This is a genomic window from Actinopolymorpha sp. B11F2, from assembly GCF_040195635.1.
Classification (GTDB): Bacteria; Actinomycetota; Actinomycetes; order Propionibacteriales; family Actinopolymorphaceae; genus Thermasporomyces.
In genome coordinates this window covers 224,599-249,726 of record NZ_JBEFTX010000006.1, presented here as the reverse complement: position 1 = coordinate 249,726, position 25,128 = coordinate 224,599, and the positions used below count along the sequence as shown (strand labels likewise).

Here is a 25,128-nt window from a genome sequence, read left to right as displayed (position 1 = left end):
GCGCCCGCCCAGCCAGGTGTGTGCCCTGCCCGACCAGGGTCGCTGGCATGGTCAGCGTGGTCATCTGCGCAAGCCCCGGGGCTGTCACGCGCGCCGGGTCCGTACCAATGGCCGGATGCGGGTCTCCTGCCCCTTCGGGCAGTATTGGCTACGGTGCGTAGTGCATTGGGGAGAGAATTTACACACTGGGTTGATGAGTGCGGGATCCTCCCGTATCGTCGCCAAGCGTTGGCCGGGGTCGGGAAGCCTCGGGCGGCGTACCAGGGGGGTTTCGCAAGGCGCTCCGACGACGCTGAAGAGCACGTCAGCTGTCGTGTCCTCTCAAGGGGAGGGGAGAGGGCGCCGACACTGCCGCTTGCTGGCGCCACTCGTGCCCGTGCCCGGAAAGCGCAAGCATCGGAGCACCGTGCATAAGAAGGGTTTGATCGGTGCCGTTGGCATCGCAGTCGTAGGGGCACTCGGTCTCAGCGGCGCCGCCTACGCCACACTTGACAAGGCCGTCACTGTCTCGGTCGACGGCAAGGATCGCACCGTCCACACGTTCGGCTCCTCAGTGGCCGACGTCCTTCAAGCAGCAGATATTCCGGTCAGCGGCCGCGATCTCGTCGCGCCGGGTCCGTCCACCAAGATCACGGACGGTAGCCGGATCGCGGTCCGTTATTCCCGCCCGTTGACACTCATGGTCGACGGCAGGAAGCAGACCCACTGGGTGACGGCGTTGAGCGTCGGGGAGGCGTTCAACGATCTCGGCGTCCGCTACGCCGGAGCGAAGATGTCGGCCAGCCGTTCGGTCGGGATCGGCCGGAAGGGGCTCGGCGTCGAGGTGCGTACGGTCAAACGCATCATCGTCAAGCACGACGGCACCCAGACCGGGATCTCCGCGCCCGTCCTCACTGTCGAGGAGGCGCTGGCCGCCGCCAATGTCAAGATCGACGCCGATGACAGGATCAGACCCGCCCTGTCCACCACGGTCGACAACGGCGTCACGATCTCGATCAACCGGATCGATACCCGGACGCGGCAGGTGACGGTCGCGATTCCGTACAAGACGGTCCGCAAGGAGGACTCGTCGATGTACGACGACCAGAGCAAGGTCGAACGCGCGGGACAGCAGGGTACGAAGGCGCAGGTCATTCGGATCGTCTACGTCGACGGCAAGAAGGCCAGCACCAAGGTCCTCTCCCAGCGGGTGGTGTCCAAGCCGGTCGACAAGGTGGTCGTCGTCGGCACCAAGGAGCGTCCCTCGGGCGGCGGCTCGGTCGGCGGCTCGGTCGACAGTCTCAACTGGGCGGCCCTCGCCGACTGCGAGTCCAGTGGCAACCCGGACGCGGTCAACCCGGCGGGTTACTACGGGCTGTACCAGTTCTCGCTGTCGACCTGGGAGTCGGTCGGCGGGTCCGGGAACCCGGTCGACAACTCCTCGGCGGAGCAGACCTACCGCGCGAAGCTCCTCTACCAGCGGTCGGGCGCCGGCCAGTGGCCCGTCTGCGGGAGCCGGCTCTTCAGCTGAGAGGCGGGACCGAAACCCTCAGCTGAGGGCGAGTACGCGCAGGCGCCCGGGTGGGAGACCGATAGCGTTCCCACCGTGAGCGAGGCGTCTGGCGCGACCTCCGCCGGTCCGAGGCTCCTCGGACCGGCGGAGGTGCGTGCGCTGGCCAGTGAGCTGGGGATTCGCCCCACCAAGCAGCGCGGCCAGAACTTCGTCACCGACCCCAACACGGTCCGGCGCGTCGTACGAGCCGCCGGCGTGGGTTCCCGTGATGTCGTCCTCGAGATCGGCCCCGGGCTGGGTTCGCTGACGCTGGCGTTGCTCGACGCGGTCACGCAGGTCGTGGCGGTGGAGATCGACGACGCGCTGGCGGCGGCGTTGCCGCGGACGGTCGCTCGGTTCGCGCCGGGGCAGGCCGACCGGCTCTCCGTCGTCCACGCTGACGCGCTCCAGCTGGCCCGGCTGCCCGAGCGGGCAGGTGCTCTGACCGGTCCGGGGGCGCCGACGGCGCTGGTCGCCAACCTGCCGTACAACGTCGCCGTACCCGTGCTCCTCGAGGTTCTCGCTCACCTCCCGTCGATCCAGCACGGCCTCGTCATGGTCCAGTTGGAGGTCGCCGACCGGCTCGCCGCCACGCCCGGGTCGAAGATCTACGGCATCCCGAGCGTGAAGACCGCGTGGTACGCAGAGGTCCGCAAGGTCGGCCTGGTCGGGCGTACCGTCTTCTGGCCGCAGCCCAACGTCGACTCCGGTCTGGTGGCGTTCACCCGGCGCCCACCGCCTTCGACCAGCGCGTCGCGGGACGAGGTCTTCACAGTGGTCGACGCCGCGTTCGGGCAGCGGCGCAAGACCGTCCGCTCGGCGCTGGCCGGGCTGGCCGGTTCGCCACGGCTGGCCGAGGAGGCGCTGCGGAGCGCCGGAGTAGACCCGGCCGCCCGAGGCGAACGACTCGACGTGGCGGCGTTCGCCCGGATCGCCGAGGGACTTCGGGCGACGGTGAGCGAGCACAACCAGTCTGACGATGCACGGACGAGTGAGAGGAAGCCCGGCCGGTGAGTGCGGTGAGTGCGGAACGTGCCGTGGTCGTGCGTACGCCGGCAAAGGTGAATCTGGCGCTCATGGTCGGGCCGCCCCGCTCCGACGGGTTCCACGAGCTGGCATCGGTCTACCAGGCGGTGAGCCTGTACGACGAGGTGGCGGCTGCCCCTCTCCCGGGCGGCGGGATCACGGTCACGGTTCGCGGCGCCGACGAGTCGCCGGAGACCGTGGCCGGTATCCCGCTCGACGCCGACAACCTGGCTGTCAGGGCGGCTGCCCTGCTGGCCACCCGGACCAGGGTCGACGCGGGCGTGGCGCTCGAGATCCGGAAGGGGATCCCGGTCGCCGGCGGCATGGCCGGCGGGAGCAGCGACGCGGCCGCGACACTCGTGGCCTGCGATGCGTTGTGGGGGACGAAACTCGACCGGTCGCACCTCCTCGAGCTCGCGGCGGAGTTGGGCAGCGACGTGCCGTTCTGCCTGGTCGGAGGTACGGCGGTGGGTGCCGGCCACGGCGAGATCGTGACGCCGGCCCTCGCACGCGGCAGCTACCACTGGGTCTTCGCGCTCGACGGGAACGGACTGTCGACTCCCGCCGTCTACGCCGAGCTTGACCGGCTGCGGGGGGACCTCGCCGTCCTTCCGCCGCGCGTCCCCGGGCCGTTGATGTCGGCACTGCGTACCGGCGACACGCGGGGCGTCGGCCAGGCGTTGGCCAACGATCTGCAACCGGCGGCGTTGCGCCTGCGGAGTCGGCTGGGACAGGTGCTCGCGGCCGGTGAGGAACTCGGCACGCTCGGCGCCATCGTGTCGGGATCGGGTCCGACGTGTGCGTTCCTCGCCCGCAGCGACGAGCACGCCACGGACCTCGCGGCCCGGCTCGCGGGGTCGGGCGTGTGCACGACCGTACGCAGGGCTTCCGGCCCTGTCCCGGGCGCGCGGATCGTCGACGCCTGAGGGCACCCGCCCAGGCCCGGTGCCTGAGCCACCCCGCTGACCCAGGCCATCCGAGGGCCGTCCGGGTGGTGGCGGTGAGCCTGAGCCGGTGAAATCGGTTGCGCCTCGTCGCCGCGTTCGGGCAAGGTTGCCCGGACGGCATCGCGGTCCGCGATGCTCGCAGCAGCGTCGGCGTCACGCCGGCAGGATCGATCCCGTGGTGATCGGGTTCGAGGGACCGAGGAGGTGCGTCATGGCCAAGTCCGTCGCCTGGGCTGGGTATCGCACCCGCCCTCACGTGCATCTCCTCCCGCGCTGACGCCGGGCACTCCCCTCGCGTCGCGGCGCGCCTGGAGGGATGCGTTCCCTCGAAGGAGCTTTCTGTGCGCAAGCGCAATCTCGATCTTGATTCTTCCGAGCGTCCCGACGATCACCTGAACGACCCCCAGAACGACCTGACCTTGGCACGCGGCGGTCCGCACGACGCCGTCGTGTACGACCTCACCTACGGCGACTCCGAGGACGGCGTCACCGAGGACAGCACCACTGAGGACAGTGCGGGCCTGGCGAGTGCCCTCTGGGATGACGCCGACGACTTCGACGAGTTCGACCTGTACGACGACGATGCGCCCAGGGCGACGCGGATGCGCCGTCGACGGGACGAGAGTGGTCCCGCTCCAAGGGCGCGGGGGCGGATGACCGAGGAGGCCCGCGCCCGACTCGCCACGGAACGTGAGGCGGCCACGATCGCCGACGGGCCGCCCACCGGATACCGGTGGACCACCTGGGACGACCTCGGAGCCCCCCGCGGCCCCGAGCCGTACCCGGACTGGCTCGTCACCGATCTCGCGGCTGTCGACACCGAGTTCGGCGTTCTCAAGACCGGCAAGGAGGCGGACGTCTTCCTGATCGAACGGGCCACGCTGCGCCAGCAACACGGGGGAGATGGGCCCGACACCGATCGCGCCTGTCTGCTCGCGTCCAAGCGCTACCGCAGCGCCGACCACCGGTTGTTCCACCGGGACTCCGGCTATCTCGAGGGACGCCGCGCCCGCAAGTCACGCGAGGCGCGGGCGCTCTCCAACCGGACGAACTTCGGCCGCAACCTGATCGCACAGCAGTGGGCGGTCACCGAGTTCGCCGCGCTGGGTGAGCTGTGGTCCGCGGGCGCTCCGGTGCCCTACCCGGTCCAGCACATCGGGACCGAGCTGTTGATGGAGTTCGTGGGTACGAACGACGGTGCCGCCGCGCCCCGGCTGGCGCAGCTGCGACCCGAACCGGCGGAGCTCGCCTCCCTCTGGGACCAACTGCTCGACGCGCTGATGGTCCTGGCGCGGCTGGGTTACACGCATGGTGACCTGTCGGCGTACAACCTGCTCGTCCACGAGGACACCCTGGTCCTCATCGACCTGCCGCAGCTGGTGGATGTCGTGACCAACCCGCAGGGTGTCCGGTTCCTCGAACGCGACGCGCAGACGATCTGCGCCTGGTTCGTGTCGCGTGGGCTCGCGCCAGACGTCGCCGACCCGGGCCACGTGGTCGCGATGGTGCTCGCCGAGGCCGGCGTGACGTGACGGTGGACGCCTCGGTTTCCTGATCATGTGCGCGGACCTTGGGGTTCTCCCTACGGGAGCGCGCGCATGATCCCCACATGATCATGAACCGAGGTGCGCGGGGCACCGGAGTGGTGCCGGCTTGTCGGTGGTACGAGTCAAGATGAAGCCGATGAGTCAGGATGAGCACGTGAGCGACAAGCAGGCCGGGCAGCCTGAGCAGTCTGGCCAGTCCGAGCAGCCTGGGCAGGCTGGGCAGTCCGGGCAGGCCGGGCGAGCCGAGGAGGCGGGCCAGGCTGAGCAGCACATCGAGGAGTCGTTCACCGGAGTTGACTGGTACGGCCGTGAGCTCGACGGTCATCGCTACGTCCGGTGCGTGTTCTACGACGTCGACCTCACCGAGACCCGGAGCAGGGGCGCGATCTTCGACCGGTGCGAGTTCGGCAACTGCAAGTTCAACGCCTCCGCGCACACGGATTCGGCGTTCGTCGGCTGCGAGTTTCGTCGTACGACCTTCTTCTCGGCCACGCTCGATGGCTGCAAGCTCACGGGGAGCAGCTTCGTCGACTGCGTCCTGCGGCCCATCACGGTGACGGGAGGCCTCTGGTCGAGTGTGCTGCTGCGGGGCGCGGACCTGACCGGCGTCGACCTCACCGGCGTACGGCTCGGCGACTCGGACTTGTCCGAGGCCGATCTCACCGGCGCCAAGTTGCGCGACTGCGACCTCAGCTACACGACGTTTCGCGGGGCAGTGCTGAAGGAAGCCGATCTGCGCGGTGCCACCCTGCGGGCGGTCGACCTGAGTTCGGCGAAGCTCGACGGCACGCACGTCGACCTGGCGGGCGCGGTCGCCCTGGCCGAATCACACGGTGCGCGGGTCGACACCACACCCTGACCCCCTCGGCCGGGTGTTACGACCAGTCGAAGCCGGGTGCGTGATCGGTGGCTGTCCGCGGCGGCTCGTCACACATGATCACCTGCGTACAACCGTCGTGGCCGTGGATCGCCGTGACGTCGGCGAGTGACTCGTACACGTTGACGGACGGACGGGCGCCGCACCACGCGAGGCTGACCTTCCCGTTGGGGTAGATGGTCCCCCAGGCGACGACACCGGTTCCGGAGACGCCGCTCGCGTCGCGATGCCGGTAGAGCTGGAAGCGGCACGGCATAACTGTCGTGACGACGGGCATTGACCCTCCATCTGACGTGAAGGCGGCCCAACGATGTTGGGTCCTACGGGCCGCCGCGCAGGGAATGGGCCGGGGTCTACGACGGCCCGTAGGGACTCCCAGAGTGACAGGATCACCACGGATGGTCAAGTAACTCTTCCAATGTAAATTTTCCTGATCTGTCCTGGGCGTTCCGAATGACAATTTCCAAACTGATCGATGCGAAAGGACTTGCGACATCTATGGGCAAGGGGTCACACTTGGGCGCAGTTACTCACCGGGGAGGTTTGCATGCCCAGAGTGACCGGACCCACGATCGCTCGCTGGCGGCTTGGCAAGGAGCTCAAGCAGCTCCGGGAGTCCGCCGGGTGTTCCTACCTGGACGCCGCACACCGGCTGGACTGCTCCGAGTCCAAGATCCGCAAGATCGAAGCGTCCGAGGTCGGGGTCGTCCGGGCTGAGCTCGACTCTCTCCTCGAGCTGTACAAGCTCGAGGACGACGACCTCAGATACCTCCTGCACGAGCTGCAGAGGTTGGGCAAGCAGCGCGGTTGGTGGGCCCCGTTGGGTTCGATGCCCAAGCAGTACGCGTTCTTCCTGTCGCTGGAGTCGGACGCGCGCCGGGTGCGTACGTTCGAACCGATGGTCGTTCCCGGCCAACTGCAGACCGAGGAGTATGCCTACGCACTCGACGCGATGTGCACGTTCGAGTCACCGGAGGAGCTCGAGCGGTCGGTTCAGATCCGGATGGCCCGCCAGGAGGCGTTCTGGAGGGGCCGCAACGACCCGAGCCGACTCTGGGTGATCGTCGACGAGGCCGCGCTGCGGCGACCCGTCGGGAAGAAACCCGGCATCATGCGCGGCCAACTCATGCGGCTGCTCGAGCTGAGCGACCAGTGCATCTTCCAGATCGTGCCGTTCGAGGTGGGGAGCTACCCGGGCACGATCGGCCCGTTCACGATCTGCGAGTTCGACGAGAACGTTCACTCTCCCGTGGTCTACACCCATGGGCAGGCCGGCATCGCCTACCTGGAGAAGCCGGAGGACGTCGAGCGCGCGGGGCGGGCGTTCAACCACATGGCGGCGATGGCCCTCAGCCCGGCGCAGTCCGGGAAGAAGATCTTGGCCATCCTCTCGGAGATGGCCAAATTACAAGGAGGCGAAAATGAAGGATGACCTGATTCAGGCGAGATGGCGGAAGGCGTCCGCGTCCATCGGCATGTCCAACTGTGTCGAAGTGGCCGACCTGGGCGCCCGAATCGCCGTTCGCGACTCGAAGGACCGGCGTGGCCCGGCGCTGGTTTTCAGCGCTGGCGCGTGGTCCAGCTTCGTCGGCAGCGCCAAGAAGGGCGAGTTCAACCTGCGCTGAGCGCCGTCCTGCTCGGTGCGTGATTCGGTGCCGGCAAAATATCGTTACATATGATGAAAGAACGGAAACCCCCGGCTTGTCCGGGGGTTTCCGCATGGCGGCATACATGGCGAAAGGTGTGCAGAAAGCCGGAATTCGGAATTCGCCCGAATGTCGAGGCCCGGAATTTCGCATGCTGGTTGAGGCGGCGAGGCGCACGAGGACCTCACGGCGCAATCGCGCCCGGACCTCATCGGGCGTCGTGGACCGGTGCGCGGTCAGCGCGGGCGTACAGTTCGGCGAACTCCGGTGAGCCGTCGTCGGTACGTACGTCGAAGGTCACGCCACGGTCCTGCACGGGGTAGTTGCCGGCGAGGCAGTCGTTCCACAGATCCGGCATGTGGGCGTAGTGGACGAGCCGGCCGCTTGGCCAGCCGACGGACAGGATGTGCCGCCGCTCGGGCCGCGAGTATGGCGGGTCCATCCGGTACCGCTCCAGCGCGGCCTCGTCGACGGTCACGCCGAGACCCGGCCCGGTCGGTGCCTGGACGAAGCCGTTCCTGATGAGGAGCGGGTCGACGATGAGGTCGTCGGCGTAGTTGTTCATCGCCGTGACCGCCGGCCAACGGGCGTGGGAAAGGACGGCGCCGAGGTGGGCGCACAACGCCGTGGTGAGGCCGGTCCCGACCATCTGCAGCCAGAACGGCTTGCCGAACTCGGCGTTCAGCGTGTTCTGCCGGAGCATCGCGGCGATGCCCCGCTCCACGACGAAGCCATCACACGTCTCCTGCCGGAGCATCGCTTGGTACGGCTGGGCGTGCAGGTGGACCGCGACCGGGCGTGCGACCTTGGCGCGGATCTGCCGGTAACCCTCCAGGTCGGCGTGCGGGATCGGCGTCTCGTAGATCGCGACCCGCTCGTCGCGGTCGAGTTCGCGCAGCACCGGGACGGCCTCGCCGGCGTGCAGCAGCATGCCGTTCCAGTCGATGTCGAGCCGGTAGTGCGATGGCGTCGCCGCGCCGATCGCCGCGACCTGTTCGTACACGTCGAACCATGGGCGGGCCTTGAACTTGTGGTAGGCGTAACCGGCGGCCACCGCGTCGGCCGCTTCCGCCGCGAGTGCGGCTGGCGCCATCTTCGTGTTCCACCAGGCGATCGGGCACCAGTCGCGGACCCGCGGACCGAGCAGCGCCGAGACAGGAACTCCGAGCGCCTTGCCGACCACGTCGTACATCGCCATCTGCAGGCCGGGTCCCAGCGAGTCGTCAGCGAGGAAGTCGGCCGGGTTGCCCCCTCGGACGCGGGCGATCGCCTTGTCGGACACCTTGCCCCAGCTGTAGTGGAGCAGGGTCTCGCCGAAGCCGGTGATTCCCGCGTCGGTGCTGAGCTTGATGACCTCGACGACGGACCAGTTCCAGACGTTGGGAAGCAGGGCGTTCCACTCCTGGCAGCGGTCGGTGAACGGTACGTCGACGACGATGCGTTCGACCTCGGTGATCTTCAGGCGAGCGACCATGCGTTCCATCCTGACGTGGATCGAGGGTCCTTGCCGAGGGTGTGGCCCGGGCACGTCCGGGGCTGGACTCGACGACTCCGAGCGGCCGGAGAGCGCGGTCGTGGTCGATCGTGGCGGTACCTGGACCCCGGGATAGCCTCGAACGTCGCCCGTACGACAGGAGTACGACAGGAAGGTCGCATGGCAATCAACCCGGTCAATCTCGTCAACCTCGAACGCGTCGAGAAGGCGTACGGCGTCGAGCGGCTCCTCGATGGCGTCAGCCTCGGCGTGGCAGCGGGCGAGCGGATCGGCATCGTCGGGCGGAACGGTGCCGGCAAGACCACGTTGCTGGCACTGCTCGCCCAGGAGGAGGAACCGGACGCCGGTCGGGTCACGCTGAACCGCGGCCTGCGGGTGGGCAGGCTCGGCCAGCGCGACGACCTGGACCCTGGCGCGACGGTGGCGTCGGTCGTTCTGGGCGGGCGGGCCGAGCACGAGTGGATGGGCGACCGGAAGGCCCGCGAGGTGCTGGCGGGTCTGCTCGCCGACGTTCCGTCCGACCGGGTGGTCGGCGGGCTGTCGGGCGGGGAGCGCAGGCGGGTCGCGTTGGCGGCCCTGCTCGTCGACGAGCACGACCTGCTGCTGCTCGACGAGCCGACCAACCACCTTGACCTCGAGGTCACGGACTGGCTGGCGCGGCACCTCGTGGCGCGGGGCGAAGCTGTGGTCGCGGTGACGCACGACCGGTGGTTCCTCGATGCGGTGTGTACGACGACGTGGGAGCTGGACGGCGGCTCGGTTGCTGCGTACGACGGAGGTTATGCGGCGTACGTCCTGGCCCGGGCCGAACGGGAACGGATGGCCGACGCGACCGAGACGAAGCGGCAGAACCTGCTGCGCAAGGAGCTCGCCTGGCTCCGCCGGGGCGCGCCAGCCCGGACGTCGAAGCCGAAGTTCCGCCTCGACGCGGCGTCCGCGCTGATCGCCGACGAGCCGGATCCGCGCGATTCGCTCGCGCTGGCGAAGTTCGCGTCGGCGCGGCTCGGCAAGCAGGTCATCGACCTGACAGACGTCGACGTCGTGCGCGGGTCACGGGAGTTGTTGCGGCGGGTGACCTGGCAGCTCGGCCCCGGCGACCGGATCGGGATCGTCGGTGTCAACGGTGCCGGCAAGACGACGCTGCTGCGACTGCTGGCCGGCGAGGACGAGCCGGCGGCGGGAAAGCTGGCGTGGGGGCGTACGGTCCAGCTCGGCCACCTCGCGCAGGAGCTGGGCGGGCTCGACGACGACTCGACCGTGGTCGACGCGGCCGAAGGCGTACGGCGGGTCGTGAAACTCCGCCCGGGCAACGTGCGACCGGGCGCGATCGGGCGTCGGCTGGTGCCCACGTCCGGGCCGGAGGTCACAGCGATGTCGCTGCTGGAAAGGTTCGGGTTCCGGGGTGACCTGCTGCGCGCCCGGGTGGGTGACCTGTCCGGGGGTGAGCGGCGGCGGTTGGAGCTGCTGTGCCTGCTGCTCGACGAACCGAACGTCCTGCTGCTCGACGAACCGACGAACGACCTCGACATCGACACGCTGCGGGTGGTGGAGGACTTCCTCGACGGGTTTGCTGGGTCGGTCGTGGTGGTGACGCACGACCGATACTTCCTCGAACGTGTCTGCGACACGGTCTGGGCGCTGCTCGGCGACGGGAGCCTCGGCATGCTGCCGGGTGGGGTGGAGGAGTACCTCGCGCGGCGACGGGACGCGGACGATGGGCGGCCGAGTCGTACGCCAGCTTCAGTACGTGCTGGTGAGTCTGGTCGTGCTGGTGAGTCTGGTCGTGCTGGTGAGTCTGGTCGGGTTGGGGAGTCTGGTCGGGTTGGGGAGTCTGGTCGGGTTGGGGAGTCTGGTCGGGTTGGGGACTCTCGGGCCGGGGAGCCTGTTCGGGCAGGGGAGTCCGGCGGTGGTTCGGGCGTACGAACGATCGACGCCTCCGAGCTTCGGGCGGCCAAGAAGGAACTCGCCCGGCTCGAGCGCCAGCTCACCCGCCTGAGTGCGCGCGAAGTGGAGCTGCACGCCGAGCTTGCCGCTCACGCAAGTGACTACGAACGACTGATGAAGCTCGACGAGGAGCTCCGCACTGTGCGTACAGAGAAGGACAGCGTCGAGACCCGCTGGCTGGAGCTCGCTGAAGCCGTCGACTGACCTCCCCGTGATCATGATCGTGATCATGAAGACTCTTGGGCGGTATGGCCCCTCTTAGCTTCATGGTCCGGTTTGCCTTCACACTCGCCCTCTTGAACGACACCACGGGAACCCCGCCCGACACCTGAGTTCGTTGAACGGCTGAGAGGGCTCGGGGTTGTGGCCTCCGGCGGGGCGATCCTGGCCGCAACCTTCGCGGGCGCGCCGCCGTCGTCGCCGTCGTCGTCGTCGCCGCCGCCGTCGCCGCCGTCGCCGCCATGGGTGCCGTCGCCGGCCTCGGACTCCCACTCCTGCGGCGGCGCGCTGGCCTTCCTGCCCAGCTACCTGCAATCACCGGTCGGCTACAGCGCACCGCGCCGGCACGACCGGTCTCATGATTGTGAAGCGAGACCGGACCATGAAGGGAAACGGGGCCATACCGCCCTGGACTCTTCATGATCACGATCATGATCACGCGGAGGCGGCGTGCGCGCCGGACGGGGGCGCACGCGTCGGAGGGGGTACTGCGCGACGGGATGCGGCCGGGGGGCGTGCGCCGCTGGCAGTCGGGTCAGCGGGGTTCCCAGGCGCCGGGCGAGTTGGCGAGCTTGCGGATCTGGGCGGGGAAGTGGCCGCTCACGACGGTGGCGAGTGTGGTTTCGTCGAGGACGCCGCGCACTGCTGCCCGGGTCGCGACCCACACGACCTGCAGGTGTTCGGCCGCGCCTTCGTAGGTCGCCTCCTCCGGCCGCATCCCGCGTACGCCGGCGAGCGGCCCGTCGACCGCCCGGATGATGTCCCCGACCGTGATCCGGTCCGCCTCTGCCGCCAGCCGGTAACCACCGACCGCGCCGCGATGGCTGCGTACCAGCCCCGCCCGGCGCAGGTCACCCAGGATCGCCTCCAGGAACTTGTGCGGCAGCCCTTGGCCGTCCGCCAGTGCCTGCGCGGTCACCATGTCACCGGCCTGGGCTAGCACCAGCATGGCGCGAACCGCGTAGTCTGCGCGAGCCGAAATCTGCACGCCGACATCATGGCGTACGACCGGGTGGTTCGGGGGGAGCGGCGTGCCTGGTGACGCTGTACTCGCCGTCCTCACGTATAGCCCGACGGCATGCGCACGTCGTACTCACGTCTGTTCGTCGAACGGCATCACGAGCCGGCGCAGCAGTGCGGCCAGCTGGGTGCGGTCGTCGTCTGGCAGTCCGGCCAGGAGGGCGCGCTCGTGGTCGAGCAGTCCCGCGAGCGCCGCGTCGACCCGCTTCTGGCCGACGTCGGTGAGCCGGACCCTTACCCCGCGACGGTCCGCGGGCTCGGGCCGTCGCTCGACCAGGCCTTTCGCGGCCAGCCGGTCGATCCGGTTCGTCATCGTCCCGCTGGTGACGAGGGTCTGGGTGAGCAGGCGACCGGGTGAGAGTTCGTAGGGCTGACCCGCCCGGCGCAGCGCGGTCAGGACATCGAACTCCCACGTTTCGAGATCGTGTGCGGCGAAGACCAGCCGGCGGGCGCGGTCGAGGTGGCGGGCAAGTCGGGAGATCCGGGAGAGTACTTCGAAGGGGGAGACGTCGAGGTCGGGCAGCTCCCGACGCCAGGCAGTCACCAGGCGGTCGACCTCGTCCTGGTGGTCGTCTGCCGGCTGGTTCGTCTCCATCGTCACAGCCTAGCCCGACGTCGACTGGATCAAGACTCTTGACATCAAGAGACTTGGCCCGGAAGACTATCTCGACGTCAAGATATCTACCTCGCGGTGCGACCCGAGTTCTTCGGACAACGAGTTGGAGCGCGGGCCCCATGAACCAGACCAGGGAGTACGCATGACCACCGGCAGTACCGCCGCCGACAGTCCTCCTGATCGCACGGCCGACAGCCCTGCCGATGGCACAGCCGACAGCCCTGCCGATGGCACAGCCGACAGCCCTGCCGATGGCACAGCCGACACCACCGCCGCCGACACCACCGCCGAAAGCGCCGACGATGGCACAGGCGACAGCGACGACAGTGGCCTGGCGTGGGACCCCGGCCAGTACCTCAAGTACGCCGACGAGCGCGGCCGGCCGTTCGCCGACCTGCTCGCCCGCGTCGGCGCCCGCGATCCCCGGTACGTCGTCGACATTGGCTGCGGGCCGGGGCAACTCACCGCGGGACTGTGCGCCCGCTGGCCCGACGCCGACATCGAGGGTGTCGACTCGTCCGTACCGATGATCGAGCGCGCCCAGGCCCTCCGGGACCAGGGCGAGACCGCCGGAAGCACGCCTGCCGCGGGCGAGACCGGGCGGCTGTCGTTCCGCCTCGGCGACCTCCGCGACTGGCGGCCGGAGCGTCCCGTCGACGTCCTCATCACCAACGCCACCCTGCAGTGGGTGCCCGGCCATGTCGACCTGTTGCCCACCTGGGTCAGCTACCTCGCTCGGGACGGATGGCTCGCGCTCCAGGTGCCGGGCAACTTCGACAGTCCGAGCCACCGGACGCTGTTCGCGCTCGCCGCCGAGGAACCCTGGGCGCGCCACCTCACCGCTCCCGTTCGCCAGCGTCCCAGCGCACCTGGACCGGACGTCTACCTGGACGTACTGGCCGCCGCGGGATGCCAGGTCGATGCCTGGGAGACGACCTACCTGCACGTCCTTCAGGGCGAGGACGCCGTCTTCGAATGGGTCAAGGGCACCGGCGCGCGGCCCGTTCTGCAGGCGCTGCCCGATGACGTACGACCGGACTTCGAGGCCGCCTACAAGGCCCGGCTCCGTGAGGCGTACCCACCGCGCGACGTCGGCACAGTCCTCCCGTACCGACGGGTGTTCGCCGTCGCGCGGAGGGTTGGCTGATGAGTGCGCGTACGCCGGACCGCGTGCCCCCGCGGGACGACGTGCCTTCGTCGGGCGGTACGCCGAGGACCGGCCTGGTCGTGCGTGAGGCGCGGCGGGCCGACCTGGCGACGATCGTGGCGCTCATCGCCGCCGATGCGATTCGCGAGGTCAGGGAGACCGTCCCCGCTGGCGCATCCGGCGAGCCCAGCGAACCCGCCGGGCTCCGCCACGACGTCGCCGACGACGGTCTGGAGCCGGGTTACGTGGCGGCGTTCGATGAGATCGCCGCTGATCCGAACACGCTGCTCCTGGTTGGCGAGCTGCCGGCCGGACGCGGTGCCGAGGTGGTCGCGACCTGCCAGCTCACGTTCCTGCGGCATCTCATGTACCACGGCGGGGTTGTCGCTCAGGTCGAGGCAGTCCGTACCGCCGCACATCTGCGCGGGCACGGGATCGGCACCGCGCTCATGGACTGGGTGGTCGCCGAGTCGCGGCGACGGGGTGCGGTACGCCTGCAGCTCACCAGCAACCGCGCCAGGGGCGACGCGCACCGCTTCTACGAACGACTGGGCTTCAAGGCCAGCCATGTCGGCATGAAGCTCTACCTTGGCACGGACGCGGCCGGAGCGGCCGGATGAAGCTGCACCATGTCCAGGTGTCCTGCCCACCCGGCGGTGAGGAGGCCGCGCGTGCGTTCTATGCGGGAGCGCTCGGCCTGGTCGAGGTGGACAAACCGCCCGCCCTCGCTGCCCGAGGCGGGGCGTGGTTCCGCGCCGCCCCTGCCGCGCCCGCCGCCCCCGCCGCGTCTGCCGCGTCTGCCGCGTCTGCCGTGCCTGCCGCGCCTGCCGCGCCTGCCGCGCCCGACGGTGCGGGTGGTGCGCTCGAATTGCACGTCGGCGTCGAGCAGGATTTCCGCCCGGCCAGGAAGGCGCATCCGGCTCTCCTCGTCGCCGACATCGACGCGGCGGCGGATGGGATCGAGGCCGCAGGCTTCCCGGTGGAGTGGGACCCGCACTATCCCGGCCACCGCCGGTTCTATACCGCTGATGGTCATGGCAACCGGGTAGAGATCCTCAGCCCGGATGGTCCAGGCTAAGGCTCATGTCAGACTCGGGATCCACCTCGCGCCCGCGCGTCCTGCTCACCGGAGCGACCGGCTATATCGCCGGCCAGCTGCTGCCGGAGTTCCGGACGCGTTACGACCTGCGCCTCGTCGACGTCCGCCCCGGCGACGATGTCGAGGTCGCCGACCTGCTGAACGCTCCGGTTGGCGAGCTCGCGCCGCTCTTCGAGGGCGTCGACACCGTGGTCCACACCGCGTACCACCGGCCGAGTGGTGACGACCCGCAGTCGAAGTACGACGGCGAACGCCTCAACATCGACCTGATGCAACGCGTCTATCAGCTGTCGCTCGACCACGGTGTCCGCCGGGTGGTCGCGGCGAGCACCAACCAGGCCGCGAAATGGTACGAACAGCCCTACTACAAAGGTCTCCGGGACCGGGTGAGCCCCGAGGACTACCCTCGGCCGGACAACTTCTACGGCTGGGCGAAGGCGGCCTACGAGTCCCTCGGCTTCCTCTACGCCTGCGGCGGCGCGGGTCGGGCGCTGGAGGTCGTCCAGATCAGGATCGTCGCACCCCGCGAGATCGAGGCGGAGAAGTTCCGCGACCTGCCGGCCCAACGCTACGTCCGCGACCTCGCCGGCTACATCTCCGAGCGTGACCTGCAGCAGCTGTTCTGCAGGTCGATCGAGGCCGGGGACATCGCCGACGAGCACGGCGTACCGTTCCACATCTTCTACGGCGTCTCCGACAACGCGCGCACATTCTGGAGCATCACCAACGCACGCAAGGTGATCGGGTACGCACCACAGGACAATTCTGAGGAGCGATACGCCGCCGACATCGCCAAGCTCCTGCACGGCAGGTGAGACCGGACCGCGCCACCCGGTCCGCCGGCAAACCTGCCGTCCTCGCCGTGCGGGCCCGATAGCGTGCGGCTCGTGCGAAACGGCGTACGTGCCTGGCTGGTCCCTCGGCGGCCCGACCACCCGGAGATCGTCAGCGACCCCCGCGAACGGCGGGCGTTGGTGCTCGAGTTGGTACTGGTCTTCAGCATGACGCTGGGGCTGGCCGGCCTGCGCAGCCTGCTGTCCCTCCTTGATGCCCTGCTGCGTCCTGAGCCACTGAGCAAGCAGGCGGTCGCCCTGAACGCCTCGCGGGCGGCGCAACAGCTGATCGACTTGGCGTTCCAGCTGGCGGGTGTCCTGCAACTGCTGGCCTGGGGCGGGCTGGCGATCTATCTGCTGTGGCGGACCGGTGTCCTGGCGCGGATGATCGGCCTGGATCGCACCCGGATCTGGCGTGACGTCGGCCTCGGGGTGGGCCTCGCCGCGCTGATCGGGATCCCGGGGTTGGGGCTCTACCTCGTGGCGCAGGCGTTCGACCTCAATCTCACCGTGCAACCGTCGACGCTGGGCGACCACTGGTGGCGGGTGCCGTCGCTGGTGTTGTCCGCGGCCGGAAATGCCTGGGCGGAGGAGGTCCTCGTCGTCGGGTACCTGCTGACCCGGCTGCGTCAGCTCGGATGGGGCGAGAACGCGGGGCTGGCCGTGTCGGCGCTGCTGCGTGGTTCGTACCACCTCTACCAGGGGTTCGGCGGCTTCGTCGGCAACGTGATCATGGGCGTGATCTTCGGTCGGCTCTGGCAACGGACCAACCGGCTGTGGCCGCTCGTGCTCGCGCACACCCTGCTGGACGTGGTGGCGTTCGTGGGGTACGCCCTGCTCAAGGGGCGGGTCGGTTGGCTGCCGTGAGATTCGTACGCCGCATGTCTTCAGGGGATCACAGCAGTCCGGTGCGGTCCGCGTAACAGGCGCTGAACCTGTCGGCGTCGTTGGTCAGCGGGATGCACGGCTGGGCCCGGTCCGCCCAGACGAAGCCCAGAATGATCGTCGCCAGCGCAAGGGTCAGTGCGGTGTACGTCGCCGCCTTGTTGGTCGCCCGGCCGCGGTAGACCCGGACGACCCCCGTCAGCGACAGGGCCAGCGCCAGCGCGGCGAGGAGGACGGCCTGCGGCCAGGCGACGAGCAGGCTCCCGGCGAAGGCGACGCTCGCGAGGACGAGCGCGATCCAGCCCGAAAGGTTCAGCGGCTTGCGAGCCGGAGGGGGCTGAATGCCGTCCGCGCCTGGGCTTGCTGCGAGGTCATCGGCGGGTTGATCGGCGCCGGTGGAGCCGGGCGAGCGTTCATCCTGCTGATCACTGCCGTGATCCTGGGTGGTCATTGCCCGATTGTCGCGCGTTGACGGTGGCCGTGACTACGGGGACCCCTGCCGACGTAGGCCCCGACGACCCTCATGCGGCCGGGTGCGATGCGTACGGCGTGGTCAGGCGGCAAGGAGCAGCCAGGTGTCAGGCGGCAGGTCGGGCTTGCCCGGGATCGGGCGAAGCTCGTCCTTCCAGGCCGACCCGGCCACCGCCGTCGCGACCCGCCGCCAGAACCGGGCGGCCGCGGGATTCGCCTCCTGGAACGGGATCTCCCAGCGCCCCGGGTGCCGGCTGAGCAGCTCCGTCGCGGCGGCATGCCCGACGTGCTGTCTGCGCGCCGCGCGTACGACGAAGAACTCGCCCATCACCCGAGCCTCCCCCGACAGCCCGCGGACGAGGGCGAAACCTGCCAGCCCGGAGTCGGTGTGGATCAGGTAGCCGCACCGGTCGGGATCGTTGTAGTAGAGCGGCAGCCGCCCGCTGCTGTAGACCCCTTCGTCGGTCGGCATCGCACCACGGAACTCCGACAGGTCGTGGCTGTACAGCTGCCAGAGTCGTTCGACCACCGGTCGATCGTCGGCGAGTATCGGAGCGAGGGTCAAGGCGGGAGGCACCCGGTCATCCTGCCATCCGGCGCCGCGCCCTCCGCGCTGTCGACCCGTCGACCTGACCGCCGTCCGCTAGGTGACGCGCAGTTGCGGCGAGTCGCCAATGCGTGACGAAACTCATCGCCGCGTGTGTCCGGGGCTTGGGTCCGGAGGTCCCGTCGTACGGTCATAAACCGGTGGAAGGCGCCGACCCTCCCCCGCGTAGGCTGTGGAGCGCCCTGTGGGGTGTCGTCTAAGGGCAAGACCTCAGATTTTGGATCTGATGATGGGGGTTCGAGTCCTCCCACCCCAGCACTCTGGCCAGCGGATACGTGCGCCGGACACCATTCCGTCGGTTCTGTGCCCACAGCGTTGCCCATGAGCACAATGTCCCGCATGGCCGGGAAGCGGGGCGGTACGTCGCCCACGCGGCTCGGTACGGCAGCGAGGCGACTCGTGGGGTGTACGCCGGCCTCGACCCGTTGACCGGCAAGGACAGCTACCTCACCGAGTCGACGAAGGGCCAAGGCGAGGCGGAGAAGATCCGCACCCGGCTCCTTGCGCAGGTCGACAAGCAGCGCCAGGCGGCCACCAAGCCGACGCTCGGTTACGTCCTCGACTCCTGGATCCAGATCCACGACATCGAGGAGACCACCCGCGACAACCACCGCTGGTACGTCGAGCGAGTCATCAGACCGGACTTGGGCGACATACCGATCCGGAAGCTCATCGCACCGTCCTTGAGGAGTCCTACGCGCAGCTGCGGCGCTGCCGCGACCGATGCTGGGAGTGGATGCCCAGCAACCGCCCGCCGCTGGTGTCGCTGGGTTGTGGTGTTCAGGCATGGGAACTGGCCAAGGGTCAGCGCGCGTGGGTGTAGCTGTACTCGAAGGCGACGAACTCCTCGGTCGGCTCGGCGGACAGTCGCTTCAGGTACAGCCGGACGACCTGGCGGTGCGCGCCTGGCTGGAGCCGGAGTCGCGCGGTGAACGGCACATCGGAGTCGTTACCCCACGTCGGGGCGACAAACGGCTCGCGAAGCGTGAACCAGAGAGAGCCGGCGTGTTCGGTGGCAGTGGGGTACGTCATCATCTGCGGAAGCCGCGAGTCGATCGAGAAGTACTCATAGGTCTTGGTGACGACGTTCCAGCTGACCGTGGCGCTCCTCGTGAACGGGTCGCCCTCCACACCTTTCGCCAACTCCATCTTCTCCTCGACGTAGGAGCTGTGGACGAACCGGCGATGCGCCGTCGCGGCCGGCAATGTCACCGGATCGCTGTCTGGGCCGGTCCACATGCGTTGCTGCACGTTCCAGGTCCCATCCAGCTGGCTCAGCAGGTCCCTGGGTTCGTCCTGTATCCCGACGCGTGCGCCGGGACCACCTTTGTGACGTGGCAGATCGGCCGCGGCGTTGCCGGTACCGAGCAGGACGGAGCACAGAGACAGCACGACGGCGATGGTTCGGGCTATCTGGGTTCGGTTCACGGTTTGCTCCCAAAGGAATCGTGGAGGACGGACATCGTTGACCTGCCCGCTTTCGGGCGACTATCGCGAGAACGCCGTTCATGAGGAAGACGTAGATAGCAAAAGCACTGCTCTCGAAGCTGAAGCTGCGTATCGCCAGGATTCCCAGGCCGAACCCGACAGTGCTGATGGTGTAGGCGATCCAGCTTTCGGTTTCGGGGTGCCTGAACGCTTTGACGAACGTCGGCACGCCCGCGAGAACGTCCGCTGTCAACGCGAAGACGATCGCGAGGTTCGGGTCGTTCGTCACCGCCCACGCGATGATGCCGACGATCGCCGCAGCCATCAGGCCGTAATCCGTCGGCCGTGACTTCCAGTAGGCCTTCTTGTTGAGGAAGGAGGCGATGACGACGAGAAGCGGAGTGAAGCCGGCGGCGAATGTCAGCCAAGACGCTTCGTCGACACCCTGGGCGCGTTGGGCGACGAAGATGACCGTCGGGAACAGCCACCAGAGCAGCCAGGTGACTCGGTTGGGCTGTGACTTGCCGACGGTGGTTTCGTAGAGATAGTAGAGACCGCCGAAGGATGAGATGGCCGCGCCGACGATTGCGAAATACTCGGGGAGCATGCCCGCGGGGCTCACCTTGCCCTCCGAAGGCCGAATCTTGATCGTGGCGTTGCACGCCTTCGACCCCTTGGCGGCGAGTTTGAGTGCCACGTCGAGGTCTGGGGCCTCGATGATTCAGAAGTCGACGAACGCCGCCACGTACCGAGCGGGCAGCTCCCCCGACATCCTGGCGCGCGGGCTCGCAGATCGTGCATGATCGGCGTACTGTTTGCCAGCCTGTCCGCTGCGGGCCCCCAGTCAGATGGAGCCATACCGATGGAGCTTTCCGAGCTGAGGATCTTCCTGACCCTGTGTGAGGAGCTCCATTTCGGCCGCACCGCTGAACGGCTGCGGATACCTCAGTCGAACGTGAGCCGGGTGATCACTCGGCTGGAGCGACAGTTGGGCAACCAGTTGTTCCGTCGGACCAGCCGCCGTGTCGAGCTGACAGCGTCCGGGGCCTTGTTCCGCAGCAGGGTGGAGCCTGCGTACTGCGAGATCCAGGGTGCGGTGGAGGAGATGAAGGGCTCTCGTCCCGTGCTCCGGGTTGGATTCACGGCAACGACCGGCGGGCGGGCATTGACCCGGCTGCTCGAGGCATACTCCCGCCGTTATCTGGAGACCGTGGTCGAACATGTTGAACTTCCCCTGACCGATCGACAGTACGACCCGCTCCGCGAGGATCGGATCGACGTGTTGTGCTATTGGCGGACCGGAGCGGCGCCCACAGACCTGGTTGAAGATGTCACCATCGCGCGGCCGGCTCGTGTGATCGCCATGTCGGCCGACCACCCACTCGCCGGCGAGGAGATGATCTCGGCAACCCAGATCGATTCCTGGATCCGAAATGACGGCTCGGCACCACCGGCCGTGCTTGACCTGCTTCTGCCGCCGCGGCTTCCAGACGGCACGCCGGTCCGGGTCGCTCATCTCGGGCTGACCACGCTGCCGCCCTTGCTGATGAGGATTGTCCGCGGTGACCTGTGCCATGCCACAGTCGACACGCTGACCGAGTCATGCCGTCGCGACGACATCGCTTTCGTGCCAGCGACCGACCTGCCGCCGCTCGAGTTGTGCCTGGTCCGTCGGCACGGAGTTCGCAATCTCCATCTGACCAGGCTGATCGATCTCGTCTCCGACGCGCCCTCTGGCAGCGAGATCGTCAGTTCGCCGTCGTGGGTACGCAACGGCGGTCCGCAGGGCAGCCCGCGCCCCGCGAGAAACTCTGCGATCCGCAGGCCCCTGACCAGTCCAGGGGCGTCGAGATCGTCGACCAGCTTCGCCCCGTACGGGCCGTGCGCGGTGGCGACCAGCTTCGCCCCGTACGGGCCGTGCGCGGTGGCGACCAGCCAGCCAGGTGGTGGAGTTCATCCCCTGACCGGCCAGCGGCGTGACCGACTCGGCGGGATACGGCCAGGCGCGCAACGCCGCTTCGACGTACGAGGCCGGAATCACTGCGACATGGTAGCCGTGACCACACGAAGCACTATCAGATCGCGAGACGCGCGCACTCATTGAGCGTCTGCGGTCTGACTTCGGTGCTGAGTTGAGCTCGTTCAGTCCCCGGTCAAGGTGAGGGGACCGCGTTCGAGGACCTCGGCGAGACGCAGTGCGGTAGCGGCGAGAGCTGCCTGGTTTCCGGTCCACACGTTCCACCCCAGATGGGTGAAACCGATGTGCAGCTCATAGCAGTGGTGGCGGGCGGCGACGTCGACGAGGGCGCCGCGCTCGGCCTGCACGCTCGGCTCCCGTAGCAGTCCGGGCAGCGGGTCGGCAGCGGCGATCCCCGGGTGGAACGACGCCCAGAAGCTGCACCAGGCGGCATCGAAGAGGAAGTCACCGCGCACCGAACACTTCCACGACAGCACCGCTTCGACCCGGTGGGCGTCCGGACTCACCAGCACGTTGCCGTGCAACAGATCGCCGTGTACCAGGTCCCGGCGTTCCGGGCAGGCGTCCACGAGGGCTGACACCCGCTCGGTGACCGCCGCGGAGAGCGCGGCCAGCTTCCGGTCGCGCGCCAGGGCGGCACTCCATCCGTGCACCAGTTTCTCCGGATCGTCGACCAGGCCGGCGAGGAGGAACTCCCGCCAGCTGCCGGCGGATGCGTCCGGCTGGTGCCAGAGCACCGGAGAACCCGGACGCGCCGGCGCTTGGTAGAGAGCGACGAGCAGGCGGGTGAGGGTGGGGCCGGTCGCGTCGGCCAGCTTCACCGGGGTGTCCTCGAGGAACCGCCCGTGGTGACGCACCGAGATGGCGTACGCCCGTCCGGACGTGGTTGTGCCCACCTCCCTGACTTCCGGCACGGGCAGATCCGGGCCGTCGAAGGCCATCGCCATCCGGTCGGCCTCGTACCAGGCCACCTCCTGACCGAAGCGGACCACCAGCTCTTCGCCGCCTGCCCGGTAGGCCCACGCCGATGACCACGCCCCGCCCGAAAGCGGCTCCAGGTCCTCCGCAGTACCCGGCCGTCCGGCCAGGAACGCCTCGACCTCCTGCTGCCTCAGCTCCTCGACGCCCACCACGCCATTATCTGCCGAGTCAGGCGCAGTTCAGGAACGTCCGGATGTGCTGTGACCAGATATCGGTTTTCTCGAAGTGGCACATGTGGGCGGCGTTCTCGATGGTCGCCAGGTCGCTGTTGGGCACGGCGGCGTGCAGGCGCTGGGCGAGCTGCACTGGGAAGCCCATGTCCTTCTCGCCGTGCAGGATGAGGATCGGCTTCCCCGATGTGCGCAGGATCTCCTCGGGGTTACCTGTGAACCATGGATGCATTCGCCCGTCGAGGGCGCGTTCGTAGCTCCAGTCCCCCTCGTCCAGGCCGTCCAGCAGCTTGAGATACGCAGGTGCCAGATCCAGATCCCAGACGAAGATCGTCGAGTTACGCAGCGCCCAATTCTGGGCTTCCTCCGCACGGCGCCGCCGCTGGTACTCCTCCCAGTTCTCGAGGTACGGCTCGTTGTCGGCTGAGCTGTACACCGAGGTGGAGGCCATTACCAGGCGGCGTACGTGGTTCGGATGCTTGTCCACGAACTGGACGGCGGCGCGCCCACCGGTCGAGAAGCCGAGTAGATCCACTTGCCCAAGCTCCAGCTTGTCGATCAGCCGGCGGGCATCCTCGATGACGTACTCCGGCTGCAGCGCTTCAGCAGGCAGGTTGCGGCTGCTCCGTCCGAGGCCGCGAAAGTCGAAGAGCACCACGTGATGGTCACCAGCCAGGGGTTCGAACCCGGGCAACAGGTAGCTGTGACCGACGTCTGGTCCACCGTGCAGCACCACCAAGGAGGGCTTGTCTCGCCGACGCTCACCGAGCTGGCGCACGAACAGCGTCACATCTCCTACATCGACCAGCTCGCCGTCATCCATGGGACCAGCATGTCAGGCGGTGTGGCTCACGATGAGTTTCGGTCGTCCGGCAGGTCATACCTTCCGAGAGCCGGCGATGCGTCGGGCCAGACAAGTGAAAGGTGAACCGATGAACGCAAACAGCCCGAACGCGATGCCCGAGATCGTCGACCGGGCAACCTGGCAGGCCGAGGTCGACCGGGTGCTGGTGCGGGAGAAGGCGCACACCCGTGAGGGCGACGCGATCGCGGCCGCCCGGCGGCGGCTGCCGATGGTCGAGGTGGACGCGCAGGTCCCGCTGGTCGGTGCGCAGGGCCCGGTGCCCCTTGTCGAGGTGTTCGAGGGGCGGCGGCAGCTGATCACGTACCTTCACATGTGGCACGACGGCAAGCCTGCGGCGGACCAGTGTGAGGGCTGCACGTTCTTCACCGGGCACGCGTTGGAGCTGTCCTATCTGCACAGCCGCGACGTCACGTACGCGACGTTCTGTCAGGGGCCGTACGCCGAAAGTGCGCGCTACCGGGACTTCATGGGCTGGGATATGCCGTGGTACTCGGCGCGCGACTCAGGGGACGCGTTGCTCGCCGGGCGTCCCTTCGGCGGCTATATCTGCTATCTGCGTGACGGCGACCGGGTGTTCGAGACGTACTGGTCGACCGGACGCGGCACCGAGGCCGGCGCCACCAGCTATCACCTGCTCGATCTCACCGTGTACGGCCGGCAGGAGACCTGGGAGGACTCGCCGGCCGGCTGGCCGCGGCTTAGCGGCACCGCCGGTGGGCAGTTCCGGACCGACGGACGGCCCACGGCACAGTGGTCCCGACTCGCCGCGGGCCGGTCTGACGATCTTTGATCCACTTGAAGGGTTGACCCAGCAACAGGGGTGCCGGAGACGCGTACTGGAATCCTGTGGCGGTTGCTAGCGCAAGCGTGACAAGGTGCCGCGTATGCCCGAAGTCGTGCTGCCACTGACGGTGAGAGATCTGACTGCCGAGGACCTGTATCCGGGTTTCTCCGGGTGGACAGAGACCTATCTTGAGGGCACATTCAAAGCGCTCGACCGGGCGAAGCGCGGCGAGGTCGACTTCCTCGCAGTCTGTCCGCCGTCTGACATTCCAGTGGCGACCGGCGGGGTCGACTACGCCAAGCCCTCGGGTATCCCAGTGCTGTGGCAGCTTTCGGTTGACGCGTCGCTGCATTCCTGTGGCATCGGCACGGTCCTCATCCAGGCATTGGAGCAGCGGATCCGCGGACGCGGCCTCACCTTGGCCGAACTTGGCTTCGACGAGAACAAGCCACGGCCACGCACACTCTATGAACGCCTCGGCTACGTCGTCACCGGCCGCGAACCTGGAGCCTGGGACGAGGAGGCGCCGGACGGCACGGTGACCCGCTACGAAACGATGATCACGGTCATGCGTAAGAAGCTCGCCTAGTTGCTGGTGAGGAGGTCATCGGAGTTGAGGACGGCGGCGACGGCCTCGATCTCGACGAGCTGGTCGCGGTATCCGAGGACGGTGACACCCATCAGCGTGATGGGTGCGTCGTGCTCACCGAACGCGTCCCTGACCACCTGCCACGCCGTGAACAGATCCCGTCGTTCGGTGGAGGCGACCAGGACGGTGGTCTTCACGACGTCCTCCAGCGTCGCCCCGGCGGCGGCGAGCGCGGTGTGGAGATTGTCCATCGCCTTGGCCGCCTGTCCGGCGTAGTCACCGACGGCCGCGATCGACCCGTCCTCGGTCAACGGCACGCGCCCGCCAGGAAGATCAGTCGCGACCTCGCCGGCGCGGTTGCCGCGTACGCGTACTCGGCGACGTCCGACAGCCGTTCGGCCCGGATGAGCGTGACGGCACCTG

28 protein-coding genes and 1 tRNA gene are annotated in these 25,128 nt (G+C 68.4%); 18 read left to right on the top strand and 11 right to left on the bottom strand.

Translation table 11 applies throughout. The features are described 5' to 3' along the window. Nucleotides 1–406 precede the first annotated feature (406 nt). The 5 genes from ABN034_RS13950 (at nt 407) to ABN034_RS13930 (ending at nt 5,910) form a co-directional block, all read left to right on the top strand. The gene (locus tag ABN034_RS13950) at nt 407–1,510 is read left to right on the top strand and encodes a resuscitation-promoting factor (RefSeq protein ID WP_349691412.1); all 1,104 of its coding nucleotides are present in this window, start codon (nt 407–409) and stop codon (nt 1,508–1,510) included. Nucleotides 1,511–1,585: 75 nt separating this feature from the next. Then, on the top strand, nt 1,586–2,545 hold the full coding sequence (gene rsmA / locus ABN034_RS13945) for a 16S rRNA (adenine(1518)-N(6)/adenine(1519)-N(6))-dimethyltransferase RsmA (RefSeq protein WP_349691411.1): 960 nt from the start codon (nt 1,586–1,588) through the stop codon (nt 2,543–2,545). Continuing rightward, nucleotides 2,542–3,483 carry a 4-(cytidine 5'-diphospho)-2-C-methyl-D-erythritol kinase gene (locus ABN034_RS13940; RefSeq protein WP_502879041.1) on the top strand — a complete coding sequence of 314 codons (942 nt, stop codon included), beginning with the start codon at nt 2,542–2,544 and terminating at the stop codon, nt 3,481–3,483. Before rsmA ends, ABN034_RS13940 begins: the two co-directional genes overlap by 4 nt. 362 nt (nt 3,484–3,845) lie before the next feature. After that, nucleotides 3,846–5,036 (top strand): serine protein kinase RIO, encoded by a 1,191-nt coding sequence (locus ABN034_RS13935; protein WP_349691410.1) that lies wholly within the window; start codon nt 3,846–3,848, stop codon nt 5,034–5,036. 151 nt (nt 5,037–5,187) lie between these two features. Next, nucleotides 5,188–5,910, top strand: coding sequence for a pentapeptide repeat-containing protein (locus tag ABN034_RS13930; RefSeq protein ID WP_349691409.1), 723 nt, complete (start codon nt 5,188–5,190; stop codon nt 5,908–5,910). Between the two features lie 16 nt (nt 5,911–5,926). Here the strand turns inward: ABN034_RS13930 and ABN034_RS13925 are convergent, their stop codons facing one another. Next, nucleotides 5,927–6,205 carry a hypothetical protein gene (locus ABN034_RS13925; RefSeq protein WP_349331852.1) on the bottom strand — a complete coding sequence of 93 codons (279 nt, stop codon included), beginning with the start codon at nt 6,203–6,205 and terminating at the stop codon, nt 5,927–5,929. Nucleotides 6,206–6,475: 270 nt separating this feature from the next. On the opposite strand from ABN034_RS13925, the gene ABN034_RS13920 reads away from it, so the two are divergent. Continuing rightward, nucleotides 6,476–7,360, top strand: a complete 885-nt coding sequence (locus ABN034_RS13920) for a helix-turn-helix domain-containing protein (RefSeq protein WP_349691408.1) — start codon at nt 6,476–6,478, stop codon at nt 7,358–7,360. Next, nucleotides 7,350–7,553: a DUF397 domain-containing protein gene (locus tag ABN034_RS13915; RefSeq protein ID WP_349691407.1), complete on the top strand. Its 204-nt coding sequence runs from the start codon at nt 7,350–7,352 to the stop codon at nt 7,551–7,553. The genes ABN034_RS13920 and ABN034_RS13915 overlap by 11 nt, the downstream gene beginning before the upstream one ends. A 229-nt stretch (nt 7,554–7,782) precedes the next feature. Here ABN034_RS13915 and ABN034_RS13910 read toward each other — a convergent pair whose 3' ends face one another. After that, entirely contained in the window at nt 7,783–9,048 is a 1,266-nt protein-coding gene (locus ABN034_RS13910) for a mandelate racemase/muconate lactonizing enzyme family protein (protein WP_349691406.1), read from the bottom strand. Between the two features lie 180 nt (nt 9,049–9,228). Here ABN034_RS13910 and ABN034_RS13905 point away from each other — a divergent pair, with 180 nt between their 5' ends. Beyond that, nucleotides 9,229–11,217: an ABC-F family ATP-binding cassette domain-containing protein gene (locus ABN034_RS13905; protein WP_349691405.1), complete on the top strand. Its 1,989-nt coding sequence runs from the start codon at nt 9,229–9,231 to the stop codon at nt 11,215–11,217. A gap of 550 nt (nt 11,218–11,767) precedes the next feature. Here ABN034_RS13905 and ABN034_RS13900 read toward each other — a convergent pair. Both ABN034_RS13900 and ABN034_RS13895 read right to left on the bottom strand, forming a co-directional pair. Continuing rightward, nucleotides 11,768–12,220 (bottom strand): RrF2 family transcriptional regulator, encoded by a 453-nt coding sequence (locus tag ABN034_RS13900; RefSeq protein WP_349331847.1) that lies wholly within the window; start codon nt 12,218–12,220, stop codon nt 11,768–11,770. A 105-nt stretch (nt 12,221–12,325) separates the two neighbouring features. After that, nucleotides 12,326–12,847: a MarR family winged helix-turn-helix transcriptional regulator gene (locus ABN034_RS13895; RefSeq protein ID WP_349691404.1), complete on the bottom strand. Its 522-nt coding sequence runs from the start codon at nt 12,845–12,847 to the stop codon at nt 12,326–12,328. A 163-nt stretch (nt 12,848–13,010) separates the two neighbouring features. On the opposite strand from ABN034_RS13895, the gene ABN034_RS13890 reads away from it, so the two are divergent. The 5 genes from ABN034_RS13890 (at nt 13,011) to ABN034_RS13870 (ending at nt 16,814) form a co-directional block, all read left to right on the top strand. Then, complete coding sequence (locus ABN034_RS13890; protein ID WP_349691403.1) at nt 13,011–14,015, top strand: trans-aconitate 2-methyltransferase; 1,005 nt, start codon at nt 13,011–13,013, stop codon at nt 14,013–14,015. Then, on the top strand, nt 14,015–14,635 hold the full coding sequence (locus ABN034_RS13885; protein ID WP_349691402.1) for a GNAT family N-acetyltransferase: 621 nt from the start codon (nt 14,015–14,017) through the stop codon (nt 14,633–14,635). The genes ABN034_RS13890 and ABN034_RS13885 overlap by 1 nt, the downstream gene beginning before the upstream one ends. After that, nucleotides 14,632–15,093: a VOC family protein gene (locus tag ABN034_RS13880; RefSeq protein WP_349691401.1), complete on the top strand. Its 462-nt coding sequence runs from the start codon at nt 14,632–14,634 to the stop codon at nt 15,091–15,093. The genes ABN034_RS13885 and ABN034_RS13880 overlap by 4 nt, the downstream gene beginning before the upstream one ends. 5 nt (nt 15,094–15,098) lie before the next feature. Next, on the top strand, nt 15,099–15,929 hold the full coding sequence (locus ABN034_RS13875) for an NAD-dependent epimerase/dehydratase family protein (RefSeq protein WP_349691400.1): 831 nt from the start codon (nt 15,099–15,101) through the stop codon (nt 15,927–15,929). A 72-nt stretch (nt 15,930–16,001) separates the two neighbouring features. After that, on the top strand, nt 16,002–16,814 hold the full coding sequence (locus ABN034_RS13870; protein ID WP_349691399.1) for a CPBP family intramembrane glutamic endopeptidase: 813 nt from the start codon (nt 16,002–16,004) through the stop codon (nt 16,812–16,814). 28 nt (nt 16,815–16,842) lie between these two features. On the opposite strand, the gene ABN034_RS13865 is transcribed toward ABN034_RS13870, so the two are convergent. Beyond that, a complete protein-coding gene (locus ABN034_RS13865) occupies nt 16,843–17,283 on the bottom strand; it encodes a hypothetical protein (protein WP_349691398.1) in 441 nt (146 codons plus the stop codon). 102 nt (nt 17,284–17,385) lie between these two features. Then, nucleotides 17,386–17,880 carry a GNAT family N-acetyltransferase gene (locus ABN034_RS13860; RefSeq protein ID WP_349691397.1) on the bottom strand — a complete coding sequence of 165 codons (495 nt, stop codon included), beginning with the start codon at nt 17,878–17,880 and terminating at the stop codon, nt 17,386–17,388. A 215-nt stretch (nt 17,881–18,095) separates the two neighbouring features. Here ABN034_RS13860 and ABN034_RS13855 point away from each other — a divergent pair. Continuing rightward, nucleotides 18,096–18,166, top strand: a tRNA-Gln gene (locus tag ABN034_RS13855). A gap of 294 nt (nt 18,167–18,460) precedes the next feature. On the opposite strand, the gene ABN034_RS13850 is transcribed toward ABN034_RS13855, so the two are convergent. Beyond that, nucleotides 18,461–18,583 carry a hypothetical protein gene (locus ABN034_RS13850; protein ID WP_349691396.1) on the bottom strand — a complete coding sequence of 41 codons (123 nt, stop codon included), beginning with the start codon at nt 18,581–18,583 and terminating at the stop codon, nt 18,461–18,463. Between the two features lie 131 nt (nt 18,584–18,714). Then, entirely contained in the window at nt 18,715–19,149 is a 435-nt protein-coding gene (locus ABN034_RS13845) for a hypothetical protein (protein WP_349691513.1), read from the bottom strand. Nucleotides 19,150–19,375: 226 nt separating this feature from the next. Here ABN034_RS13845 and ABN034_RS13840 point away from each other — a divergent pair, with 226 nt between their 5' ends. Next, nucleotides 19,376–19,687, top strand: a complete 312-nt coding sequence (locus tag ABN034_RS13840) for a hypothetical protein (protein ID WP_349691395.1) — start codon at nt 19,376–19,378, stop codon at nt 19,685–19,687. A 513-nt stretch (nt 19,688–20,200) separates the two neighbouring features. Continuing rightward, complete coding sequence (locus tag ABN034_RS13835) at nt 20,201–21,442, top strand: LysR family transcriptional regulator (RefSeq protein ID WP_349691394.1); 1,242 nt, start codon at nt 20,201–20,203, stop codon at nt 21,440–21,442. A gap of 38 nt (nt 21,443–21,480) precedes the next feature. Here the strand turns inward: ABN034_RS13835 and ABN034_RS13830 are convergent, their stop codons facing one another. Continuing rightward, the gene (locus ABN034_RS13830) at nt 21,481–22,446 is read right to left on the bottom strand and encodes a phosphotransferase family protein (RefSeq protein WP_349691393.1); all 966 of its coding nucleotides are present in this window, start codon (nt 22,444–22,446) and stop codon (nt 21,481–21,483) included. A 19-nt stretch (nt 22,447–22,465) separates the two neighbouring features. Then, on the bottom strand, nt 22,466–23,290 hold the full coding sequence (locus tag ABN034_RS13825) for an alpha/beta fold hydrolase (protein ID WP_349691392.1): 825 nt from the start codon (nt 23,288–23,290) through the stop codon (nt 22,466–22,468). 109 nt (nt 23,291–23,399) lie between these two features. Between ABN034_RS13825 and ABN034_RS13820 the strand changes: the two genes are divergently transcribed. Continuing rightward, a complete protein-coding gene (locus tag ABN034_RS13820; RefSeq protein ID WP_349691391.1) occupies nt 23,400–24,122 on the top strand; it encodes a DUF899 family protein in 723 nt (240 codons plus the stop codon). A gap of 94 nt (nt 24,123–24,216) precedes the next feature. Then, nucleotides 24,217–24,705 carry a GNAT family N-acetyltransferase gene (locus ABN034_RS13815; RefSeq protein WP_349691390.1) on the top strand — a complete coding sequence of 163 codons (489 nt, stop codon included), beginning with the start codon at nt 24,217–24,219 and terminating at the stop codon, nt 24,703–24,705. Here the strand turns inward: ABN034_RS13815 and ABN034_RS13810 are convergent. Further along, complete coding sequence (locus ABN034_RS13810; protein ID WP_349691389.1) at nt 24,702–25,022, bottom strand: RidA family protein; 321 nt, start codon at nt 25,020–25,022, stop codon at nt 24,702–24,704. The two genes, ABN034_RS13815 and ABN034_RS13810, sit on opposite strands and share 4 nt — an antisense overlap. Nucleotides 25,023–25,128 lie beyond the last annotated feature (106 nt).